This is a genomic window from Burkholderia sp. RF7-non_BP4 (assembly GCF_001521935.1).
In the GTDB taxonomy this organism is placed as follows: domain Bacteria; phylum Pseudomonadota; class Gammaproteobacteria; order Burkholderiales; family Burkholderiaceae; genus Burkholderia; species Burkholderia diffusa.
Map to the genome: position 1 here is coordinate 311,876 of NZ_LOTA01000001.1, position 22,756 is coordinate 334,631.

Consider the following 22,756-nt stretch of genomic DNA (forward strand, 5'->3'; position numbering starts at 1 on the left):
CGGCCCCGACGGAATCGGGCAAGGCGCAAGCGCAAACCGCTATTTTACTTGCGCCGGGGGTCTGCTGCTCGCCCCTGATCAAAGAGATGCAGCAAGTTGCACGCACGGCGCCGCCCGTCGGCAAGGATCGCGCCCACAGGCGGATTCGGTCGGCAAGGCGCCGCGGTAACGGAAAGTTGGTTGAAAAGAATTTGATCGGCAGCCCGACGGCGTGAAGTACGTCCGCAGGCTGCCGGTTGCGAAAATACGGCGTTGCGCCCGATTTGGCCCCGCGAAGCGTGCGGGGCTTGGCGACGTCAAACCAGGGAAGTACACCCCAGGCGGGAAAGTCGGGCTGGATTCGATACTCCCCGCTGCGGCCCAAGCCGCAGCATCTGCCGCCCGTCGGCGCGCGCGACGCATTGCGCGCGCCCCGTGGCAGTGCCCCGGTCTCAGGCTTAGCGCGCTTTCGCAGCGTGCGGTGTGTGGACGCCGTGCTTTGAAGCCGTGTTCGCAGGTGCCCTTTGGCCGCCGGCCCCGTCTTTCGGGCCCAAGCGCCTCTTCAGGCAATTCTCCCCGCCATCCTTCCCGCTCCAGCGTGCCCGTGACAACACAACAAGGCGCGGCCTGCCGTCGTTCCCGCCCTCGCGACTGACAACCGCGAGGCGCCGGCAGCAGAGCCGCCTGGAGTCGTTCATGAAACGCATGCTGTTCAATGCGACGCAGCAGGAGGAGCTGCGCGTCGCCATCGTCGATGGGCAAAAGCTCATCGACATCGACATCGAGACAGCCGGGCGCGAACAGCGCAAGGGCAATATCTACAAAGGTGTCGTGACCCGCATCGAGCCGTCGCTCGAAGCGTGCTTCGTCAACTACGGCGAAGACCGCCACGGCTTCCTGCCGTTCAAGGAAGTCGCCCGCCAGTACTTCAAGGAAGGCATCGACATGCGCTCCGCGCGCATCCAGGATGCCCTGCGCGAAGGCCAGGAGCTGATCGTTCAGGTCGAGAAGGAAGAGCGCGGCAACAAGGGCGCCGCCCTCACGACCTTCATCTCGCTCGCCGGCCGCTACCTCGTGCTGATGCCGAACAACCCTCGCGGCGGCGGCGTATCGCGCCGGATCGAAGGCGACGAGCGGCAGGAACTGCGCGAAACCATGGCGCAGCTTCAGATTCCGGACGGCATGAGCATGATCGCCCGCACCGCGGGCATCGGCCGCAGCGCCGAGGAACTGCAGTGGGACCTGAACTACCTGCTGCAGCTGTGGCGCGCGATCGAAGCGGCATCGCAAAGCGGCAATTCCGGCCAGCCGATGCTGATCTATCTGGAATCGAGCCTCGTGATCCGCGCGATCCGGGACTATTTCCAGCCCGATATCGGCGAAATCCTGATCGACACGACCGAGATCTACGATCAAGCCCGTGCGTTCATGGACATCGTGATGCCGGACAACGTGTCGAAGGTGAAGCGTTACCACGACGACGTGCCGCTCTTCTCGCGCTTCCAGATCGAGCACCAGATCGAGACCGCGTATTCGCGCACGGTGCCGCTGCCGTCCGGCGGCGCGATCGTGATCGACCACACCGAAGCGCTCGTCGCGATCGACGTCAACTCGGCGCGTGCGACCAAAGGCGCGGACATCGAGGAAACGGCGACCCGCACGAACCTCGAAGCGGCGGACGAAGTGGCCCGCCAGCTGCGCCTGCGTGACCTCGGCGGCCTGATCGTGATCGACTTCATCGACATGGAGTCGGCGAAGAGCCAGCGCGAGGTCGAGCAACGCCTGAAGGATGCGCTCAAGCACGACCGTGCGCGCGTGCAGATGGGCAAGATCTCCCGCTTCGGCCTGATGGAACTGTCGCGCCAGCGCCTGCGTCCGGCCCTGTCGGAAGGCAGCCACGTGACGTGCCCGCGCTGTAACGGCACCGGCCACATCCGCGATACCGAATCGTCCGCGCTGCAGGTCCTGCGGATCATTCAGGAAGAAGCGATGAAGGAAAACACCGCGGCGATCCACTGCCAGGTGCCGGTCGAGGTGACCGCCTTCCTGCTCAACGAAAAGCGTCAGGAAATCAACAAGATCGAGTCGCGCTTCAAGGTCGGCATCGTGCTGATCCCGAACAAGCACCTCGATACGCCGCACTACAAGCTCGAGCGCCTGCGCCATGACGACGCGCGCCTCGACGATCCGCGTGCGTCCTGGAAGATGGCGGAAGAAGCCGCCCGCGAACTGGAGTCGGAAACCGGCTACAGCAAGCGTGCGGCCGACGTGAAGCCGAAGCAGGAAGCCGCGGTCAAGGGCATCACGCCCGAGCGTCCGGCACCGAGCCCGGCACCGCAGCGCCCGGTCGAACCGGTTGCGGCGCCCGCACCGGTCGCCGCGGCGAGCGGCGGCTTCATCGGCTGGCTGAAGGGTCTGTTCGGCATGTCGCCGGCTCCGGCACCCGCGCCGGTCGCACCGGCACCGGCCAAGGAGCAGGCAGCCCGTCCGGCCCGCGAGCGGACCGAGAAGACCGAGCAGCGCGGCGGCGATCGCAACCGCAATCGTCGCGGCGGCGCCCAGCAGGCTCAGGGCGGTCGCGATCAGGCAGCGGCAGGCCGTGGCCAGTCGCAACGCCTGGAACGCGAAGGCAAGGAAGGGCGCGAGCCGCGTGAACCGCGCGAAGGTCGCGAACCGCGTGAAGGCCGTGAGCCGCGCGAAAGCCGTGAGGGTCGCGAAAGTCGCGAGGGCCGTGGCCCGCGCGAAGGCCGCGAACCGCGTGAGCCGCGTGAGAGCCGTGAACCGCGTGAACCGCGCGAGAACCGCGAACCGCGCGAGCGCACCGAGCAGCCGGAAGCCGTCGAGGCAGCCGGCCGCGGCGAGCGCCAGGAACGCGGCGAACGTCGCGAGCGCGGAGAGCGCCGCAAGCCGACGCAACACGCGGCGACGCTCGAAACCGTCACCCGTGGCGAGAACCATCCGGAAGCGGCAGCCGACCAGACTGCAGCCGTCGCCCTGCCGGGCGCCGATGTCGCAGCCGACGCGGAAGCCGGCGCACGTGACGGCGAGGAACGTCGCCGCCGCCGCCGCGGTCGCCGTGGCGGTCGTCGCGAGCGCGAGGACGAAGGCGCAGTCGTCGACCACGCCGAGCAAGGCGCGGACGGCGAAGCCGCCGTGCAGGCCGTGACGACGGAAACCCCGAGCGCGGTCGAGCCGGCTCATACGGCCGCACCGGTCGCGGTGGCAGCCGTCGCCGCAGCAGGCGCAGTCGTTGCCGAAGCGGCCGCACCGGTCGCAGCCGAGCCGCAACAGGCACCGGTTCGCGTCGAAGCGACGCCGGTCGCGCCGCTCGAGCCGCTCGAGCCGGCCGTCGTCGCACCGGCAGCCGAAGCGGCACCGGTCACGCCGGCCGCTGCTCCGGAAGCCGCCCCGGCTCCGGTCGCGGTTTCGCCGACCGATGCGTTCGAAGTGCCGGCCGCGCCGGCTGCCGTCGAAGCGCCGCAGTCCGCGCCCGTCGAGCAGGCTGCACCGGCACCGGTCGTCGCAGCCGAAGCGGCTCCGGCCGCCGTCGAACCGGCTCGCGTCGAAACTGCGCCGGTCGAAGCCGTTGCCGCGCCTGCTCCGGCGCCCGTGCAAACGGCCGCTGCACCAGCGTCGGCGAGCCTCGATGTCGTGCTGGAACAAGCCGGTCTCGTGTGGGTGAACACCGACGCCGACAAGTTCCGCGCTGCTCAGGAAGCCGCGTCGCGCCTGCCGCGCGCAGTCCGCGTTCCGCGCGAGCGCAAGGCGCTGCCCCCGGTCGACACGACCCCGATGCAGCAGGTCGAAACGTCGCAACATTAAGCGACGCATCGCCCGACCAGGAAAAGCCCGCCTCCGGCGGGCTTTTCCATTTCCGCGCTGCGGGTTTCCGCCCACCGGCCCGGCCAGCCGCTTGCGGCTAGAATAGAAGCTTGGCTCGCACTTCTTTCAACATGTTCCGACGCATCATTCCTCTCGCCGACGTCAGCGGGATGCCGGATATCTCCGGCGTCGCGCATACCCCCGACGGCGCCTTGGCCGACACGTTCGCCAGGCCGCTGCGCGACCTGCGCATCTCGGTGACGGACCGCTGCAACTTCCGTTGCGTGTACTGCATGCCGCGAGACGTGTTCGACAAGAACTACCCGTTCCTGCCGCACAGCGCGCTGCTCACGCACGAAGAAATCGAGCGCGTGGCGCGGCTGTTCGTCGCGCACGGCGTCGAAAAGATCCGGATCACCGGCGGCGAACCGCTGCTGCGCAAGAACCTCGAATTCCTGATCGAGCGCCTCGCGCGCCTGACGACCCATGACGGCCGCCCGCTCGACCTGACGCTGACCACCAATGGCTCGCTGCTCGCGCGCAAGGCGCGCGCACTGAAGGATGCCGGCCTCACGCGCGTGACGGTCAGCCTCGACGCGCTCGACGATACGTTGTTCAAGCGTATGAACGACGCCGACTTCGCGAGCGCCGACGTGCTCGACGGCATCTTCGCCGCGCAGGCCGCGGGCCTCGCGCCGGTCAAGGTCAACATGGTCGTGAAGCGCGGCACCAACGACAGCGAGATCCTGCCGATGGCCGAGCGCTTCCGCGACACCGGCGTGATCCTGCGTTTCATCGAATACATGGACGTCGGCACGTCGAACGGCTGGAACATGACCGAAGTGCTGCCGTCCGCGGACGTCGTCGCACGGATCGCCGAACAGTTCCCGCTCGTGCCGCTCGAGCCGCACACGGCGGCGGAAACCGCGCAGCGCTGGGGCTATGCCGACGGCAGCGGCGAAATCGGCGTGATCTCGAGCGTCACACAGGCATTTTGCGGCGACTGCACGCGCGCGCGGTTGTCGACCGAAGGCAAGCTGTACCTGTGCCTGTTCGCGTCGACCGGCCATGACCTGCGCGCCCTCGTGCGCGGCGGCGCCAGCGACGCCGAAATCGCGACCGCGATCGCCCGCATCTGGCAGGCCCGCACCGACCGCTATTCGCAGCTGCGCGGCAGCGCGGCCGCCGACGCGGTGCCCCACGACGGTGCCGGCAAGCGCGTAGAAATGTCGTACATCGGCGGCTGACGCGCGCCCGCCGCCCCGATTTCCCGCGATGTCCGCTTCCGCCTCGCCTTCCGTCACCGGCCTGCTGCTCGCGGGCGGGCGCGCGACGCGCATGGACGGCGCCGACAAGGGTCTGCAACTGCTCGACGGTACGCCGCTTGCGCTGCACGTGCTGCGCCGGCTCTCGCCACAGGTCGACGAGACGCTGATCAGCGCGAATCGCAACATCGATCGCTATGCCGAGCTCGGTGCGCCGTTCGACGCGCGCATCGTGCCGGACGAAACACCCGATTTCCCCGGCCCGCTCGCGGGTCTGCTCGCCGGCATGCGCGCGGCGCGCGCACCGCTCGTCGCGTGCTCGCCGTGCGATACGCCCTATTTGCCGACCGACCTCGTCGCGCGGCTGCATGCGGCGCTCGACGCGCAGCAGGCCGACATCGCGATGGCGGTGACCGTCGACGCGCAACAGGCACGTTCGCCGCAGCCGACCTTCGCGCTGCTGCGCACGTCGCTCGCCGACGACCTCGCGGCCGGGCTCGCGGCCGGCGAGCGCAAGGTGCGTGCGTGGTACGCACGCCACAAGACGGTCGAAGTCGAGTTCTGCGACGAGCGTGCGTTTTACAATGCCAACTCCTGGCAGGAACTTGCCGCGCTTGCCCGCCGTTGACGGCCCCGGCATCCGCTCCCGCCCGCCGCATGCGCCTTCGCGCTCCGGCGCCCTCCGCGCGCCACCGGCCACGAACCCGATACGCCTTGCGGCGCAGTCAGACTGATGATCACGCAATCCTCGCCCGCCTCCCGAACCGCACCCGATTCCGCTGCCCCGTTGTCGCTCGCCGACGCGCAGGCGCTCGCGTGCCGGTTCGCGGTGCCGGTCGACGCGTGCGACACGGTGCCGCTGCATGACGCCCTCGACCGCGTGCTCGCGGCCGACGTGAATGCGCCGTTCGACATTCCCGCGTACGACAACTCGGCGATGGACGGCTATGCATTCGACGGCAGCGTGCACGCACTTGCATCGGCCGCCGACATCGCGCTGACGGTCGCCGGCACGGCGTTCGCCGGCCATCCGTTCGACGGAGCCGTGGCGCCCGGTGCGTGCATCCGCATCATGACCGGCGCGCCGATGCCGGCCGGATGCGACACGGTCATTCCGCAGGAACGCGTGCGCGTCGACGGCGACGTCATCCGCTTCGCCGCGCACGACGTCACGCGCGGCGCAAATTGCCGCCGGGCCGGCGAGGATCTCGCCCGCGGCGCCTGCGCGCTTGCCGCGGGGCGCATTCTGCGCCCGTCCGATCTGGGCTTGCTCGCATCGTTCGGGTTGCGCGAAGTCACGGTGCGCCGCCGCGTGCGCGTCGCCGTGTTCTCGACCGGCGACGAACTGCGCGAACCCGGCGAGCCGCTCGATCGCGGCACGCTGTACGACAGCAATCGCGGGATGCTGGTCGCGATGCTCGAACGGCTGCACATCGACGCGCTCGATCTCGGGATCGTCCGCGACGATCCGGCGGCGCTCGAACGCGCGCTGCGCGATGCCGCCGCCGCACGGGCCGACGCGGTGATCACGTCGGGCGGCATGTCGGTCGGCGAAGCCGATTTCACGCGCGACGTGATGGCGCGGCTCGGCGACGTGACCTTCGCGAGCCTCGCGCTGCGGCCCGGCCGGCCGCTCGCGTGCGGCACGCTCGCGCCTGCGGCCGACGGCGCCGGCCACGTGCTGTTCTTCGGGCTGCCCGGCAATCCGGTCGCATCCGCCGTGACGTTCTACGCGATCGTGCGCCCCGCGCTGCTGACGCTGGCCGGCGCGCATGCGCCACCACCGGCGATGTACACGGCACGCAGCACGCAGGCGCTGAAAAAGCGCCCGGGCCGTACCGAATACCTGCGCGCCGTCGCGACGCGCGACGCCGACGGCCAGTGGCACGTCGCGCCAGCCGGTTCGCAGAGTTCCGCATCGCTGAGCGGCCTCGCGGCCGCCAACTGTTTCATCGTCCTGGGCCACGATTCCGCGGCAGTCGACGCGGGCGCCCCGGTCGACATCCTGCCGCTCGACGGCTTGATCTGAATTCCAATCGGTATATCTCTACGGGGGCAATCCGCACATGAAGAAACAAATCTCGTCGATCGCCGCGGGACAGACCGCGAAGGCGCTGATCCTCGTCTACCTGACGTTCAGCGTGCCGATCGTGCTGCTCGGCATCCTGGTCGCGTACATCCGCTACGGGATGGTCGAACTGAGCACGATCCTGAGCGCGCTGCTGCTGAACGCGATCCTCGGTTTCGTGCTGCTGTGGATCGCCTGCCACGCGTACAACTGGGTCGCGTCGCGCTTCGGCGGCATCGAGATCGTGCTGTCCGATCCGCCGGAGGAAGCGTGAGCGGCACGCCGCTGATCCGCTCGGCCGAAACGCGCGACGTCGGTGCGATTCTCGCGCTGATGCGCGAGCTGGCCGAGTTCGAGAAGCTCACGCACCTGTTCGTCGCGAGCGACGCCGATCTGGCCGACGCGCTGTTCGGCGAGCGCCCCGCGGCCGAAGCGCTGGTGGCCGAGCGCGACGGTGCGATCGTCGCGTATGCGCTGTTCTTTCACAACTATTCGACGTTCCTCGGCCGTCGCGGCCTGTATCTCGAGGATCTGTACGTGCAGCCGTCGCAGCGCGGCACGGGCCTCGGCACCACGATGCTGCGGCACCTCGCGGCGCTCGCCGTCGAGCGCCGCTGTGCTCGCTTCGAATGGTCGGTGCTCGACTGGAACGAGCCGGCGATCGACTTCTACGAAAAGATGGGTGCGACCGTGCTGCCGGAATGGCGCATCGTGCGCGTCACCGGGGATGCGCTGAACACGCTCGCCGCACGTTGAACGCGGGCCGGCCACGCCGGTCGGTGCTGCAAAGGAAAACGGGCGCCACGGCGCCCGTTTTTCGTTCCAGCCGGCTTCGGCCGAATACGCGATGCGTCATGCATCGTCCGCATCGGCGCCATCGGCAGCGTCCGAGCCGAGCAGCCCGGCCGCCGTCTCGCCCGGCAACGCCTCGACCTGCTTCAGCTTGCGGTTCATCACGCGGGTGCGCTGCTCGGCGGCCTCGATCGAGCGCGTGACCGTTTCGAGCTGCGCCTTCGTGCGCGCGAGCACATCGCCGAACTTGCCGAATTCGGTCTTCACCGCACCGAGCACCTGCCACACTTCGCTCGAGCGCTGCTCGATCGCGAGCGTGCGGAAACCCATCTGCAGGCTGTTCAGCAGCGCGGTCAGCGTGGTCGGGCCTGCCACCGTGACACGATAGTCGCGCTGCAGCAGGTCGGTCAGCCCCGGGCGGCGCAGGATCTCCGCGTAGAGGCCCTCGGTCGGCAGGAACAGCAGCGCGAAATCGGTCGTATGCGGCGGTGCGACGTACTTCTCCGCAATCGTGCGCGCTTCCATCCGCACGCGCGCCTCGAGCGCACGGGCCGCGTCCTCGACCGCCACGGAATCGGCGCGCTCCTGCGCGTCGATCAACCGCTCGTAGTCCTCGCGCGGGAATTTCGCGTCGATCGGCAGCCACACCGGCGGCGCGTCGCGCGTGCCGGCATCGCGCCCCGGCAGCCGGATCGCGAACTCGACGCGTTCGCTGCTCTTCGGCACCGTCGCGACGTTCTTCGCATACTGGTCGGGCGTGAGCATCTGCTCGAGCAAGGCCTCGAGCTGCACCTCGCCCCAGGTGCCGCGCGTCTTCACGTTCGTCAGTACCTTCTTGAGGTCCCCAACGCCGGCCGCGAGCGTCTGCATCTCGCCGAGCCCGCGGTGGACCTGCTCGAGCCGGTCCGACACGAGCTTGAACGATTCGCCGAGCCGTTGTTCGAGCGTCGCATGCAGCTTCTCGTCGACGGTGCGGCGCATCTCCTCGAGCTTCGCCGCATTGTTCGTCTCGATTTCCTTCAGCCGCTGCTCGAGCGTCGCACGCACTTCACCGATCCGGCGATCGTTGGCCTCGGTCAGTTGCGTGAGCTGCCGGTTCAGCGTGTCGCCGAACAGCCGCAGCGCGACCGTCTGCTCTTCGCGCGCCTGCTGCGCCTGACGCTGCACGCTCTCGCGCATCGCATCGAACTGCTGCGCGTTGCCCGCGACGAGCTTGCCCAACTGTTGCGCGAAACCCTCGATCTGATTGTTCTGCACGGTCGCGATGCTCGTGAGCTGTGTCGCGAGCGTCTGCTGAAGCTGCGAGAAATTGCCAGCCAGCTCGGTGCGCGAGCCGCGCGCGTTCTCGACGATCTCGCCACGCAGCTCGCGCTCGAGCCGCTCGACCGCGAGCGCCTGCGCGTGCGCGGCGTCCTCGATCTGGTCGCCGAGCACGGCCGCATCGTCGCGGCGGCCGCCGCCGCGCACGATCGCGACGATCGCCACCGCGAGCGCGACGGCCAGCACGATGACCGTCGCCAGCAACAACATCGTCGTCATGCGCGCGGCTTCCCGATCACGTCAGGGTTGATCGGGTTCGGCGGCTGCCCCGCGCGCGGCCCTTCGCCCAGCGCGGCGATCAGGTTGTCGGCCGCGAGGTTCGCCATCGCGCGGCGCGTCTTCTCGGTCGCGCTCGCGATGTGCGGCGTCAGCACGACGTTCGGCACCTCGAGCAGCGCCGGGTGCACGCTCGGTTCGCCTTCATAGACGTCGAGGCCTGCCGCGGCGATCGTCCTGTCGCGCAGTGCGGCGGCCAGCGCCGCGTCGTCGACGATGCCGCCGCGCGCGATGTTGGTCAGCGTCGCGGTGGGCTTCATCTTCGCGAGCTCGGCCGCGCCGATCGTGTGATGGTTCTCCTTCGTGTACGGCAGCACGAGCACGACGTGATCGGCGCGCGCCAGCAAGTCGTCCTTCGACACGTATTCGGCATTCAGCTCGGCCTCGATCTCGGGCGCGACCCGCGACCGGTTGTGATAAATCACCTGCATCCCGAAGCCGCGCGCGCGCCGTGCGAGTGCCTGACCGATGCGCCCCATCCCGATGACACCGAGCGTCGAGCCGTAAATGTCGCTGCCGAGGAAACCGTCATACGCCCACTTCTGCCAGTGTCCGGCGCGCAACCAGTGCTCGGATTCGGCGATCCGCCGCGCGGCGGCCATCATCAATGCCCAGCCGAAATCCGCGGTCGATTCGTTCAGCACGTCGGGCGTGTTGGTGCCGAGCACGTTCGCGGCATTGAACGCGGCCATGTCGAAATTGTTGTAGCCGACCGCCATGTTCGACACGACGCGCAGGCGCGGCGCCGCCGCGAGCGCGGCCGCGCCGACCGGGTCGCCCGCCGTCAGCGCGCCGTCCTTGTCCGCGAGGCGCGCGGCGAGCGCGTCGGGGGCGAGCGCGTCGCCATTGTTCCAGTCGACTTCGAAATACTGCTCGAGCCGTTCGATCACGTCCGGAAAGATCGGACGTGCGACCAGGATCTTCTGCATCGCCATCTCCGCATGCCGCGGCCGGCACGCGGCACATCGTGCACCGCCGGAGCCGTCCGCGCTTGGTTGAAAATCGTCAGCCTACGCCGGGAAGAAAATCCACGACGTCAGCAGGAATACGGGTACCAGGATCACGAGCGCCCAGCCGAGATACGCGAAGAAGCTGGGCATCTTCACGCCGCGCGATTCCGCGATCGCCTTCACCATGAAGTTCGGCGCATTCCCGATGTAGCTGTTCGCGCCCATGAACACCGCCCCCGCCGAAATCGCGGCGAGCGTCGTCGCGCCCGTCGTCATCAGCGCCTGCGCATCACCGCCCGCGAGGTTGAAGAACACGAGGTAGGTCGGCGCGTTGTCGAGGAACGACGACAGCAGGCCGGTTGCCCAGAAATACATCGCGTCGATCGGCTTGCCGTCGGGCCCCGTGACGAGATGGACGATCTGGGCGAACGCGCCGTCCGCACCCGCGCGCAGGATCACGATCACCGGCGCGATCGTCACGAAGATCCCCGCGAACAGCTTCGCGACCTCCTCGATCGGCGCCCAGTTGAACGCGTTGCCTTCGCGCGCCGAGCGCGGTGTCAGCGCGAGCGACGCGAGCGCCACGACGACCAGCGCGACGTCGCGCACGAGATTCTGCAGCGCGACGTGCGTGCCCCACACGTCGAACGAGATGCCCGGCTTCCAGACGCCGCTCATCAGCACGAGGCCGATCACGGCCGCGAGCAACACGAAGTTGACCTTGCCGTCGATCGACAGCGCGCCGCTGTCGGGCGTCGGGTCGAGTGCGGCCGGCCGCTCCTCGCCGGCCTTCCGGTAGAAGTACGTATCGAGCACGAAGAAAAGCGTCAGCAGCACCGCGCAGATGAACAGCATCGGCAGTGCGAGATGCGTGGTCGTCCAGAAGAAGCTCACGCCGTTCAGGAAGCCGAGGAACAGCGGCGGATCGCCAAGCGGCGACAGCGACCCGCCCGCGTTCGCGACGAGGAAGATGAAGAAGATCACGACGTGCACGACGTGCTTGCGGTTATCGTTCGCGCGCAGCAGCGGCCGGATCAGCAGCATCGCGGCGCCCGTCGTGCCCATCACGCTGGCGAGCAGCGTGCCGAGCGCGAGGATCGCGGTGTTCAGCTTCGGCGTGCCGTGCAGGTTGCCGTTGACGCAAATGCCGCCGGCGACCGTATAGAGCGCCGTCAACAGCACGATGAACGGGATGTACTCCTCGAGCAGCGCGTGCACGAGCGTACCGAACGCCGTGCCCGCACCGAACGCGGCGGCGAACGGAACCAGGAACACGATCGCCCACGCCGCGGCGATCTTGCCGAAGTGGTGATGCCAGAACACCGGCGCGACGAGCGGGAACACCGCGATGGACAGCAGAATCCCGGCGAACGGGATGCCCCAGAGTGCGGACAGCGTGGCACCGTCGAGCGTGGCGGCCGATGCAAGCGCGGGAACGGCGCCAAGCGCGGCTCCCGACGCCATGCCCGCCCAGGCGGCATGTCGTTTCATGCAGAACTTCCTTGTGCGAGTGAGTCGAGTGAGGATGGATCAGGTGCGCGCGTCATGCGCCGCGTACGACGATCGCGTGAACGCGGTACGGGCCGTGCGCGCCCAGCACGATGGTCTGCTCGATATCGCCCGTGCGCGACGGGCCCGATACGAAATTGACCGCACGCGGCAATTCGCCGCGCTCCGCGCGAATCAGCGCGAATGCGTCTTCATGGCCCGCGACGATCCGCGACGCCGGCACGATCGCGATGTGCGTCTCCGGCAGCAGCCCGGCCGACGCATAGGTGTCGGGGCCGGACAGCAGCACCAGCGAACCCGTTTCGGCGGTTGCGCAGAAGCAGCCGGTGAGGCCGACGAGATCGCCGTCGCGCGGCTTTCGGCATTCGACCGACAGGCCCGCGCCGGCCCAGTCGAGCTCGGCCAGCGTGCGCCACGCGACGGCCTGCATTGGCAGGCCGTGAGCGGAAAGATAGCGGGCGGCGGCGGCCGGCGCATCGGCCAGTGTCGCGACCTCGTCGACCGTCGTCGACAAGCGAGCCGCTTCGTCGACGAATGCGGCGACGAGGTCGGCCGGCATCGGCGGGCGCGGCCCCTCGGGATGGCGGGCGAGATAGTCGGCGACGCCGTCGCGCTCCGCTGCATCGGGTTCGGGCGCGCGTCCTTGCGCCGCGCGAATGCGTGCGAGGATCTGGCGACGGGCAGCGGAAGTGTCCATGAACGGTCCTCGTGACGTTGGCGTGCAATACCGTCGGATTATACCGGCCGCCCTCGCCGCGACGCACCTGGCCGCTTGGCCGATGCTTATTGCGATGCGTCCTCGTCGACCGGCTGCGCGATGCCGAACACCTGGCGCAGGTACGCGAGATACGCCTTGTCGTCGCACATGCTCTTGCCCGGCGAATCCGACAGCTTCGCGACCGGCTGTCCGTTGCAGCGGACCATCTTGATCACGATCTGCAGCGGCACGTAGCCGAGATCGTTCGTGAGATTGGTGCCGACGCCGAACGCGAGCTTGCAGCGGTTGCGGAACCGTTCGTACAGCTGCATGACCTTCGGGATGTCCAGCGCGTCCGAGAACACGAGCACCTTGGTACGCGGATCGCAGCGGTTCGCCTCGTAGTGGCGCAGCATGCGCTCGCCCCATTCGAACGGATCGCCCGAATCGTGGCGCGCGCCGTCGAACAGCTTGCAGAAGTACATGTCGAAGTCGTTCAGGAACGCGTCCATCCCGTAGACGTCCGACAGCGCGATCCCGAGGTCGCCGCGATACTCCTTCGCCCACATCTCGAAACCGTAGGTCTGCGAATCGCGCAGCCGCGGGCCGAGGGCCTGGCAGGCCTGCAGGTATTCGTGGGCCATCGTGCCGAGCGGCGTCAGGCCGTGCTTCATCGCGTAGAACACGTTGCTCGTGCCCGCGAACTGCGGCCCGAGCCCGTCGCGCAGCGTCAGCGCGACCTCCTCGTGCCACACCTTCGAGAAGCGCCGGCGCGTGCCGTAGTCGGCGATCTTGCAGTCGGCGAACTCGGGCTTCGCGCCGAGCAACTTGATCTTCTCGCGCAACCGTTCGCGGCCTTCGCGATAGTCGGGCTCGCGCTGCGTGTTGCGGAAATAGACCTCGTTGACGATCGCGAGCGCCGGAATCTCGAACAGGATCGTGTGCAGCCACGGCCCCTCGATCACGATGTCGATCTCGCCGTTGCCCTTCGGCGAAGGCGTGATCGAGATGTATTTCTCGTTCAGGTGAAACAGCGCGAGGAAGTCGACGAAGTCGCTCTTGATGAAGCGCATGCGCCGCAGGTAGTCGAGTTCGTCGTCGGTGAAGCGCAGCGAACACAGGCCGCGCACCTCGTCGCGGATCTCGTCGATGTACGGGACGAGATCGACGCCGGGCGTGCGACACCGGAACCGGTACTCGACGTTTGCGGCAGGAAAGTGATGCAGGACGACCTGCATCATCGTGAATTTGTAGAGATCCGTGTCGAGCAGCGAAGTGATGATCATGATTACGGCACCGCCAATAACGTGACAGGGCCCCGGCGCACCGCGCGCCGCCCGGTCTGCCGGCCATGTTACCCGAATGCGGGCCCGACCATCGTGAAACCGCCTCCCCCTTGCCCACCGCGTCGTGCAGCCGGCCGCACGCACCGCGCCCACGGTCGGCCCCATAAACTAATCACGAAACGATATAAGCCGGAAAGCCGACCACGCCATGCGGGTTTTGCGCTTCAGTTACAATGCCGCTTTTGGCGCAAACGCCACCCCATATATACCGCCAAGCAGGAGCGTTTTAATGACTCACGTTGTGACCGAAGGCTGCATCAAGTGCAAATACACGGATTGCGTGGATGTGTGCCCGGTGGATTGCTTCCGTGAAGGTCCCAACTTTCTCGCCATCGATCCGGACGAGTGCATCGACTGCGCCGTGTGCGTCGCCGAGTGCCCGACCAATGCGATCTATGCCGAAGAAGACGTTCCGGGCGACCAGCAGCAGTTCACCGAGCTGAACGCCGAACTGGCGAAGAACTGGCCGTCTATCACGAAGACGAAGCCGGCACCGGCCGACGCGGACGAGTGGAAGGACGTGCAGGAAAAGCTGCACCTGCTCGAACGCTGATCGCAGCGGCGCCGCAAAATATTTTGCACGTCGCCGCTCAAAAGTGTTGACAGGTTAGCGAACGCTCCATACAATCTCGTTTCTCTGCTGTTGTTGTTTGTTCCCCGATAGCTCAGTCGGTAGAGCGCCGGACTGTTAATCCGTAGGTCCCTGGTTCGAGCCCAGGTCGGGGAGCCAAAAACGCAAGAGCCCGTTGAAGGTGGACGGGTTTTTTGTTGGCCACCAAACAAGCACGCAGATGTACCGATTTATTCCCCGATAGCTCAGTCGGTAGAGCGCCGGACTGTTAATCCGTAGGTCCCTGGTTCGAGCCCAGGTCGGGGAGCCAGACAGCGAAAGGCCCGTCATTCGACGGGCCTTTTGTTTTTCCGGCGCCCGTCGGTCACCGCCGCGCATGCTAGAGTTTCTGTCCCGCATTCGCATCCGGTTCCATCGATGAAGCACCGCCTCCTTTCCGCTGCGCCGTTCGCCCTTCTGCTCTCCGCCCTTGCCGCCGCGCCGCTCGCGCACGCGGAGGAAGTCGGCAGCGTCAACACCCATTTCCGCGTGACGGGCTCCGACCGCGTGGTCGTCGAAGCGTATGACGATCCGCTCGTGACGGGCGTCACCTGCTACGTGTCGCGGGCGCGCACCGGCGGGATCAAGGGCACGCTCGGCGTCGCCGAGGATCCGAGCGAAGCGTCGATCGCGTGCCGGCAAGTCGGCCCGCTCAGCTTCAAGGAGCCGCTCAAGCAGCAGACCGACGTGTTCAGCGAGCGGATGTCGTTCATCTTCAAGACGCTGCACGTCGTGCGCGTGGTCGACAAGAAGCGCAACACGCTCGTCTACCTGACCTACAGCGACCGCATCGTCAGCGGCAGCCCGAAGAACGCCGTGACCGCGGTGCCGATGCCGGCCGGCACGACGATTCCGGTCAAGTAAGCCCGCGCCGGCCGGGCGCTCGAGCGATACACTGTCGATTCGACCGCCCTCGCGCCCGACCATGTCCGCCACCCGCCTTCTTCCGGACTCCGCACGTTACTGGCGCACGCCGCTGCTGCCGGACGCGGACCTGCTCACGGCGACCTATCGCGACCATACGTTCGCGCCGCACTGGCACGACGCGTACACGATTCCCGTGATCCTCGAGGGCGCGGAGCGCTACACCTGTCGCGGCAGCGGCCATGTCGCCGAAACGGGCACCGTGCCCGTGATCAATCCCGGCGAGGTGCACACGGGCTCGCGCGCGACCGACGAAGGCTGGTGCTATCGCGTGAGCTACGTGCCGGTCGACTACATTCGCGCGCTCGCGAGCGCGATGGCGGGGCGCCCGCAGGATGCGCCATGGTTCCCGTCCGACGTGATCCGCGACGCCGATCTCGCGGCACGGCTCGCGCTGGCCCACCGGATGATGGAGGCCGGCAGCGAGTGCATGCCGCCGTTCCATCCGCACGAGCAGCCGGCCGCCGATGCTCCGGCCGCCACGGCACCGCGCGTCTACGATCCGCTCGCCGCCGAAACGGCGATGCTCGATGCGTTGTCGACACTGATCGCGCGCCATGCCGACGCGCGGCTGCAGCCGGCTGCGCTCGCGGCCGACGAGCCGCGCGTCGACGCGATGCGCGAGCGGCTCGCCGCCGATCTTACGTGCACGGTCACGCTCGACGACGTCGCGCAGGCCGCCGGCCTGTCGCCGTTCCACGCAGCGCGCCTGTTCACCCGGACGATCGGGATGCCGCCGCATGCGTGGCGCAACCAGCTGCGGCTGCAGCGCGCGCTTGCGCCGTTGCGCGCGGGCGTGTCGATCGCCGACGTCGCCGCGGCCAGCGGCTTCGTCGACCAGAGTCACTTCTCCCGGCATTTCAAACGGATGTTCGGCGTGCCGCCCGGACGCTGGCAGGCGCGCTGACGCGCACACGCCCATCCTGCATTCGACGATACGCGGCAACCGGCACGCAGATTGCGCCGCCGGCGCCGCGTGCGCAAGAACGTACAAGCCGCCACGGGCAGCGCACCGCTATCCTGCATTGCATGGAGACGCGCCCTGTGAAACCTGCACCCACACCTTCAACCCCGCCCCGCCGCCCGCTCAACGAATGGCTCGACGGCGCACGCGACACGATCCCGATGATGATCGGCGCGGCGCCGTTCGGCGTGATCTTCGGCACGCTGGTCGGCGGCGGCCCGCTCGCCGCATGGCACGGCGCGCTGATGTCGCTCGCGGTGTTCGCGGGCTCCGCGCAATTCATCGCGCTCGGCCTGATCGCCGGCAGCGCGAGCTTCGTCGTCGTGCTCGCGACGACGCTGATCGTGAACCTGCGTCACCTGCTGTACAGCGCGACGCTCGCGCCGTACGTCGCACACCTGCCGCTGCGCTGGCGCGCGACGCTCGGCGCGCTGATGACCGACGAGGTGTTCGCGGTCGCCTATGCGCACTACCGGCACTTCCCGCCCGGCGCGATCGGCCCCCACTACTTCTTCGGCTCGGGCCTCGCGATGTACCTGAACTGGCAGATCTGGACGCTCGCGGGCATCGGTTTCGGCGCGGCCTTCCCGGGCCTCCAGTCGCTCGGCCTCGATTTCGCGATGGCGGCGACCTTCATCGCGATCGTCGTTCCGCAGCTCGGCACGCTGCGCTATTTCGCGGCCGCCGCGACGGCCGGCACGCTCGCGTACTTCTGGCAGGGCTGGCCGTACAAGCTCGGGCTGCTGGGCGCGGTCGCCGCCGGCGTCGCGGTCGGCGTCGCGCTGACGCTGCGGCACGAGCGTTCGCGCACCGCCTCACGCACGGAGACCGCATCGTGAGCTACGCGCTGCTGATCCTCGGGATGGCCGTGATCACCTATGCGATCCGGACGACGCTGTTCCTGTTCGGCGAGCGGCTGACCTTCCCGCCGCTCGTGCGGACCGCGCTCGGCTTCGTGCCCGTCACCGTGCTGACCGCGATCATCGTGCCGATGACCGTCTCGCCGCACGGCGGCACGGCCGAACTGACCTGGCGCAATCCGCAGCTCGTCGGCGCGCTCGCCGCCGTGCTGGTATCGGCGACGACACGCCGGCCGCTCGTGACGATCGCGGTCGGGCTCGCGGTGTTCTTCTTCTGGCAAGGGATCGTGATGCCGCACTGGCTGCCGGCCTGAGCGAACGTCGCCGGCCGCGCTCAAGTTTTCGCCCGGCGCGCCGATATCGGGTAGGAAGACCCGCCATCGGCCTCGGCGCGAACCGGTCCGTCGACGCTGCGCCCGCACCGGTGCGCGATGTCGGCCGCCGGCCCGCGCGGGCCGCCATCGAGACGATTCATGGGCCAGATCACCCTTTCCCTCAAGGACGACACGCTTGCGTCCCTGCGCAAGGACTACGACGCATTCGTGCGCGTGTCGCTGAAACTCGACCCGCAGTTCGCGACGCCGTCGTTCGAGGATTTCCTGCGCGCCAAGCTGCTCGACAACATGGTGCCGCTGACCGAGCATGCCGTGCAGCGGATGCTCGAGGGCGGCCAGTACGCGTGGGCGAAGCGCACGCTCGACAAGGAATTTCCGGACGTCGTCGCGATCCTGATGCGGCAGGCCGGCGAATTCGGCTTCGGCTTCGCATCGCGCTCCGAATGGACCCCCGACGAGCTCGCGAAGGCGTGCCGCGACTGGGCCAAGGCGATCGTCGCCGAAGCACAGGGCGACGCGTCGCTCGTCGATCCGCTCGCCGCGCAGATCAAGAGCGCGGTGCACGACATTCAGGCGCTCGAGGAAATGATGCAGACGCCCGCATGGCGGCTTGCGGAATCGCTGCGCCAGCGCGTCTACGAGGCGAAGCTCGCGTGCGAGATGAGCGTCGGCAGCGCCGCGCGCGACAAGCTCGGCGAACTGCGCGGCCTGCTGCGGCTCGGGCTCGCGCACGGTTCGTTCCAGAAACAGGAAGCGCAGCAGATCATGGAATACCTGCGGCTGCTGAAGCCCGAGATCTTCGTCGACGAGCCGTACGACGTTTTCGCGCGGCTTGCCGCGTGGCTGCGCGGCGTATTCACGCCGTCCGCCGCGCGACCGGCGCACGGACCGGGCCAGGAACAGCATCGGCCATGACGGCCCGCGTCCACGCATGAAGAACGGCCCGGTTCGCGCGAAGCGAACCGGGCCGCCGATCGATCGCCGCCACGACGCGCCGTCCGGGGCGAACATCGTGCGACGTCGGAGGGCCGCTTACTGCGCGGCGCCCGAGGCCGATGCGCCGCCCTGCACGCCGGCCGACGCGCCGCCTTCGACCGCCTCGTCGCCCACCTTCGACTTTGCCGTGCCGGCATGATGCTTGGCCGACTTCGCCGCATGCTTCGCGTGCTTCTTGGCCGAGTGGACCGACGACGCCGCCGTATCCTTCGCGCCGTCGGCTGCCGCACCGACCGCGTCGGTTGCGCCGCCGACCGCATTGCCCGACGCATTCGCGCCGGCATCACCCTGCATGCCCGCACCTGCGCCAGCCCCTGCTGCCGGCGCCTGCGCCTGCACGCCGGCACCTGCGGTGCCCTGTGCCGCGACACCCGTCTGCGCGAATGCGGCCGAAGTGGCGAACGCCGTCAGCGCGGCACCGATCAGCATCGAACGAATCTTGGACATGACAATCCTCCTCAAGAAGTTGTGGGCGCGGACCGCCTCGATGCGATCCGTCGCGTCCCCTGCCGCAACGCGCAGCAGGTACGACGAAAGACCCGCGGGCCGCACGTCCGGTTCTCGAATCTCTCAGACTGTTACCCACCGTTTCATTTGCTGACGAATCGCTCACAGTCCTTAACAACTGCGGCGCGCGGGCCTGCACGAGCGTCCGCACTCGCGCGCCGGCCGTCGGTGCCGTATGATGCGGGGCGATTCCTCCCGCGCACGTGCGCTCCCTTCGTCATGCCCAATCTGGATTTCACGCTGACCGGCGAATACGTCGAGCTGCACAACCTTCTCAAGATCACCGGCCTCGCGGATAGCGGCGGCACCGCGAAGATGTTCGTCGCGTCCGGCGCGGTGAAAGTCGACGGCGTGGTCGAGCTGCGCAAGACCTGCAAGATCCGCGCGGGTCAGGTCGTGCTGTTCGGCGATACGCGGATCGCGGTTCACGACGCGTAGCGGTTCCCCCTGACCGCGACATGGCCATCGGCGCGCGCGTTCGACACCGTTCGAATAAAGCCGTAAGCTAGCCGTCTCTCAAAATAAATACAGACAGCGCGGGCCCGCACCCGCGCGAGCGCTCACTCCATGTCGCATTCCGGTCTTACGCGGACGGCCGCCGCGCCGCCGTCGCTGTCCAGTCATGCCGCCGATACCGCGCGCCTCGCCGCGCCGCTCGCGATCGCGCAACTCTCGCAGATGGCGATGAGCGTCACCGACACGGTGCTGCTCGGCTCGCTCGGCCCCGATTCGCTCGCGGCGGGCGGCCTCGGCGCCAACTTCTTCTTCGTCATCGTGACCGTGCTGCAGGGCGTGCTGTCGTCGATCAGCGTGAGCGTCGCGCATGCCCGCGGCGCGCAGGCGGAACATCGCGTGCCGCACATCTACTGGACCGGCTTCGTGCTGTCCGTGCTGCTCGCGATTCCGGCGATCGTCGCGCTGTCGCTGTCCGAACCGATCCTGCTGATGTTCCACGAGCCGCCGACGCTCGCGCATCACGTCGGCGAGTACACCGGCATCTTGCGGTTCGCGGCGCTCGGCAGCCTGATCGGCGTCGGACTGATGCGCGCATTCCTGCCGGCGATCGGCGCCGCACGACGCCTGCTGTGGGTGTCGATCGGCGGCGTCGGCGTCAACGGCGTGCTGAACTACGGGCTGATCCACGGCGCATTCGGCTTGCCGCGGCTCGGTTTCCTCGGCTCGGCGGTCGCGACGACCATCACCATCTGGCTCACCGCGCTCGCGCTGATCTGGCTGCTGCACGGCCGTCAGCGGTTCCGTCATTTCGTGACCGCCGCCCGCCCGAAACTGCCCATGATGGGCGAGCTGATCGGCATCGGCTGGCCGGTGGCGATCACGTACGGGGTCGAATCGACGCTCTTCCTCGCCACGGGCCTCACCATCGGCGTGCTCGGCGCGACGTCGCTTGCCGCGCATCAGATCGCGCTGAACGTCGCGTCGGTCGCGTTCATGGTGCCGCTTGCGATCGGCCAGGCCGCCAACGTGCGGGTCGGCTACTGGGTCGGCGCCGGCCAGCCGGTCGCCGCGCGCCATGCGGGCTTCGTCGCGCTCGGGCTCGGCGTCGCGTTCATGTCGCTGTCGGGGCTCGTGCTGATCGTCGCGCCGCATGCGATCGTCGGCCTGTATCTGCAACTCGACGACCCGGCCAACGCGGCGACCGTGTCGCTGGCCGCGTCGCTCCTCGGCATCGCCGCGGTGTTCCAGATCGTCGACGGCATGCAGACCGTCGGGTCGGGTGCACTGCGCGGACTGCGGGACACGCGCATCCCGATGCTCGCGGCGACCTTCGGCTACTGGGGCATCGGTTTCCCGACCGGTTACTGGCTGGCGTTCCATGCCGGCCTCGGCGCGCGCGGCCTGTGGTGGGGGCTCGCGGCCGGCCTCGCGAGCGTCGCCGTGCTGATGGCTTGGCGCTTTCACCGGAAGACCGCGTCGCTCGTCGCGCCGACGCGTTGAACTCGGCACGACGCGAAATCGCGGCCGGCGCTATGCTTGTCGGCTGAAGACCCAAGGACGCCGCGCCAGCGGCGCGACTGCCTCACGATACGCCAGACGCCGCGCCACGCGCGGCCTTTCCCCTTCCCAAGAGGAGTGCATCATGAACGAAGCAGTTCGGATGGAACGCGACACGTTCGGCGAGATCGCCGTGCCGGCCAACCGGCTCTGGGGCGCGCAGACGGAACGCTCGCTGCAGAATTTCCGGATCTCGACGGAGAAGCAGTCGCCCGAGCTGATCCACGCGCTCGCGATCGTCAAGCGCGCCGCGGCCGCCGTGAACCAGTCGCTCGGCGTGCTGGCCGACGACAAGGCGCGCGCGATCATCGACGCGGCCGACGAGATCATCGCGGGCAAGCATCCGCGCGAATTCCCGCTCGCGGTCTGGCAGACGGGCTCCGGCACGCAGACCAACATGAACCTCAACGAGGTGATCGCGAACCGGGCGAGCGAGCTGCTCGGCGGCGAGCGCGGCGAAGCACGCAAGGTCCACCCGAACGACGACGTGAACCGCGGCCAGTCGTCGAACGACGTGTTCCCGACCGCGATGCATGTCGCGGCCGCCTACGCGATCGTCAACCACCTGCTGCCCGCGCTGCGCACGCTGCGCGCGACGCTCGACGCGAAGTCGAAGGCTTTCGCCGACATCGTGAAGATCGGCCGCACGCACCTGCAGGACGCGACGCCGCTCACGCTCGGGCAGGAGTTTTCCGGCTATGTCGCGCAGCTCGACCAGGGCGTCCGGCACGTCGAATCGGCGCTGCCGCACCTGTACGAACTCGCGCTCGGCGGCACCGCCGTCGGCACCGGGCTGAACGCGCATCCGGAGTTCGCGGTGCGCGTGGCCGACGAGATCGGCCGGCTGACGAAGCTGCCGTTCGTGACCGCACCGAGCAAGTTCGAGGTGATGGCGGCCGCCGATGCGCTGGTGTTCGCGCACGGCGCGCTGAAGACGGTCGCGGCCGGCCTGATGAAGATCGCCAACGACGTCCGCTGGCTCGCGAGCGGGCCGCGCTGCGGGCTCGGCGAACTGTCGATTCCGGAGAACGAACCGGGCAGCTCGATCATGCCGGGCAAGGTGAACCCGACGCAGTCGGAAGCCGTGACGATGCTGTGCTGCCAGGTGTTCGGCAACGACGTCGCGGTCAACGTCGGCGGCGCCAGCGGCAATTTCGAGCTGAACGTGTTCCGGCCGATGATCGCGCACAACGTGCTTCAGTCGGTGCGGCTGCTCGCCGACGGCGCGCAGAGCTTCAACGACCACTGCGCGGTGGGCATCGAGCCGAACCGCGCGCGCATCGACCTGCTGCTGAACGAATCGCTGATGCTCGTCACGGCGCTCAATCCGCACATCGGCTACGACAAGGCCGCGCAGATCGCGAAGAAAGCGCACAAGGAAGGCTCGACGCTGAAGGCCGCCGCGCTCGCGCTCGGCTACTTGACCGAGGCGGAATTCGACGCGTGGGTGCGCCCCGAAGAGATGATCGGAGCGCGGTGATCGCGGGGAGGTGACGCGATGACGGGCGCGGCACGCATGCGCG

Annotated in this window: 21 protein-coding genes and 2 tRNA genes; 17 read left to right on the forward strand and 6 right to left on the reverse strand. The window is 68.4% G+C overall.

From position 1 onward, the window contains the following. Positions 1-675: 675 nt before the first annotated feature. The 6 genes from WS49_RS01330 (at position 676) to WS49_RS01355 (ending at position 7,890) form a co-directional block, all read left to right on the forward strand. A complete protein-coding gene (locus WS49_RS01330; protein WP_059523749.1) occupies positions 676-3,801 on the forward strand; it encodes an Rne/Rng family ribonuclease in 3,126 nt (1,041 codons plus the stop codon). Between the two features lie 131 nt (positions 3,802-3,932). Then, positions 3,933-5,048 carry a GTP 3',8-cyclase MoaA gene (moaA, locus tag WS49_RS01335; RefSeq protein WP_059523751.1) on the forward strand — a complete coding sequence of 372 codons (1,116 nt, stop codon included), beginning with the start codon at positions 3,933-3,935 and terminating at the stop codon, positions 5,046-5,048. Between the two features lie 28 nt (positions 5,049-5,076). Further along, the gene (gene mobA, locus WS49_RS01340) at positions 5,077-5,694 is read left to right on the forward strand and encodes a molybdenum cofactor guanylyltransferase MobA (RefSeq protein WP_059523753.1); all 618 of its coding nucleotides are present in this window, start codon (positions 5,077-5,079) and stop codon (positions 5,692-5,694) included. A 105-nt stretch (positions 5,695-5,799) separates the two neighbouring features. Next, positions 5,800-7,095, forward strand: coding sequence for a molybdopterin molybdotransferase MoeA (moeA, locus tag WS49_RS01345; protein WP_059523755.1), 1,296 nt, complete (start codon positions 5,800-5,802; stop codon positions 7,093-7,095). Positions 7,096-7,132: 37 nt separating this feature from the next. Further along, a complete protein-coding gene (locus tag WS49_RS01350; protein ID WP_006476519.1) occupies positions 7,133-7,408 on the forward strand; it encodes a hypothetical protein in 276 nt (91 codons plus the stop codon). Continuing rightward, the gene (locus WS49_RS01355; protein WP_059523757.1) at positions 7,405-7,890 is read left to right on the forward strand and encodes a GNAT family N-acetyltransferase; all 486 of its coding nucleotides are present in this window, start codon (positions 7,405-7,407) and stop codon (positions 7,888-7,890) included. The genes WS49_RS01350 and WS49_RS01355 overlap by 4 nt, the downstream gene beginning before the upstream one ends. 96 nt (positions 7,891-7,986) lie before the next feature. Here WS49_RS01355 and WS49_RS01360 read toward each other — a convergent pair whose 3' ends face one another. The 5 genes from WS49_RS01360 to pncB form a co-directional block, all read right to left on the reverse strand. Continuing rightward, complete coding sequence (locus tag WS49_RS01360) at positions 7,987-9,465, reverse strand: DNA recombination protein RmuC (RefSeq protein WP_059523759.1); 1,479 nt, start codon at positions 9,463-9,465, stop codon at positions 7,987-7,989. Then, positions 9,462-10,451, reverse strand: a complete 990-nt coding sequence (locus WS49_RS01365; RefSeq protein ID WP_059523843.1) for a 2-hydroxyacid dehydrogenase — start codon at positions 10,449-10,451, stop codon at positions 9,462-9,464. Before WS49_RS01365 ends, WS49_RS01360 begins: the two co-directional genes overlap by 4 nt. A gap of 81 nt (positions 10,452-10,532) precedes the next feature. Then, positions 10,533-11,963: a sodium:proton antiporter gene (locus WS49_RS01370; protein WP_059523761.1), complete on the reverse strand. Its 1,431-nt coding sequence runs from the start codon at positions 11,961-11,963 to the stop codon at positions 10,533-10,535. A 52-nt stretch (positions 11,964-12,015) separates the two neighbouring features. After that, positions 12,016-12,678 carry a LutC/YkgG family protein gene (locus WS49_RS01375; protein ID WP_059523763.1) on the reverse strand — a complete coding sequence of 221 codons (663 nt, stop codon included), beginning with the start codon at positions 12,676-12,678 and terminating at the stop codon, positions 12,016-12,018. An 86-nt stretch (positions 12,679-12,764) separates the two neighbouring features. Next, a complete protein-coding gene (pncB, locus tag WS49_RS01380) occupies positions 12,765-13,964 on the reverse strand; it encodes a nicotinate phosphoribosyltransferase (protein ID WP_059523765.1) in 1,200 nt (399 codons plus the stop codon). 289 nt (positions 13,965-14,253) lie between these two features. Between pncB and fdxA the strand changes: the two genes are divergently transcribed. The 8 genes from fdxA (at position 14,254) to WS49_RS01420 (ending at position 18,632) form a co-directional block, all read left to right on the forward strand. After that, a complete protein-coding gene (gene fdxA / locus WS49_RS01385; protein WP_006753067.1) occupies positions 14,254-14,577 on the forward strand; it encodes a ferredoxin FdxA in 324 nt (107 codons plus the stop codon). 101 nt (positions 14,578-14,678) lie between these two features. Continuing rightward, positions 14,679-14,754 (forward strand) — tRNA-Asn (locus WS49_RS01390). A gap of 75 nt (positions 14,755-14,829) precedes the next feature. Further along, positions 14,830-14,905, forward strand: a tRNA-Asn gene (locus WS49_RS01395). A 107-nt stretch (positions 14,906-15,012) separates the two neighbouring features. Next, entirely contained in the window at positions 15,013-15,498 is a 486-nt protein-coding gene (locus tag WS49_RS01400; RefSeq protein ID WP_059523767.1) for a CreA family protein, read from the forward strand. Positions 15,499-15,559: 61 nt separating this feature from the next. Then, entirely contained in the window at positions 15,560-16,465 is a 906-nt protein-coding gene (locus WS49_RS01405; protein ID WP_059523768.1) for an AraC family transcriptional regulator, read from the forward strand. A gap of 122 nt (positions 16,466-16,587) precedes the next feature. Continuing rightward, positions 16,588-17,361: an AzlC family ABC transporter permease gene (locus WS49_RS01410; protein WP_059523770.1), complete on the forward strand. Its 774-nt coding sequence runs from the start codon at positions 16,588-16,590 to the stop codon at positions 17,359-17,361. Then, positions 17,358-17,696: an AzlD domain-containing protein gene (locus WS49_RS01415; protein ID WP_059523773.1), complete on the forward strand. Its 339-nt coding sequence runs from the start codon at positions 17,358-17,360 to the stop codon at positions 17,694-17,696. The genes WS49_RS01410 and WS49_RS01415 overlap by 4 nt, the downstream gene beginning before the upstream one ends. 159 nt (positions 17,697-17,855) lie before the next feature. Continuing rightward, positions 17,856-18,632 carry a DUF4088 family protein gene (locus WS49_RS01420; RefSeq protein WP_059523775.1) on the forward strand — a complete coding sequence of 259 codons (777 nt, stop codon included), beginning with the start codon at positions 17,856-17,858 and terminating at the stop codon, positions 18,630-18,632. A gap of 117 nt (positions 18,633-18,749) precedes the next feature. On the opposite strand, the gene WS49_RS01425 is transcribed toward WS49_RS01420, so the two are convergent. After that, entirely contained in the window at positions 18,750-19,160 is a 411-nt protein-coding gene (locus WS49_RS01425) for a hypothetical protein (protein WP_059523776.1), read from the reverse strand. A 279-nt stretch (positions 19,161-19,439) separates the two neighbouring features. On the opposite strand from WS49_RS01425, the gene WS49_RS01430 reads away from it, so the two are divergent. The 3 genes from WS49_RS01430 to fumC all read left to right on the forward strand — a co-directional run bounded on the left by WS49_RS01430 (position 19,440) and on the right by fumC (position 22,713). Next, positions 19,440-19,658 (forward strand): RNA-binding S4 domain-containing protein, encoded by a 219-nt coding sequence (locus tag WS49_RS01430; protein ID WP_006753074.1) that lies wholly within the window; start codon positions 19,440-19,442, stop codon positions 19,656-19,658. A gap of 129 nt (positions 19,659-19,787) precedes the next feature. Continuing rightward, positions 19,788-21,176, forward strand: coding sequence for a multidrug efflux MATE transporter NorM (gene norM, locus WS49_RS01435; protein WP_059523779.1), 1,389 nt, complete (start codon positions 19,788-19,790; stop codon positions 21,174-21,176). Positions 21,177-21,318: 142 nt separating this feature from the next. Continuing rightward, complete coding sequence (gene fumC, locus WS49_RS01440) at positions 21,319-22,713, forward strand: class II fumarate hydratase (protein ID WP_059523781.1); 1,395 nt, start codon at positions 21,319-21,321, stop codon at positions 22,711-22,713. The last annotated feature ends 43 nt before the right edge of the window (positions 22,714-22,756 follow it).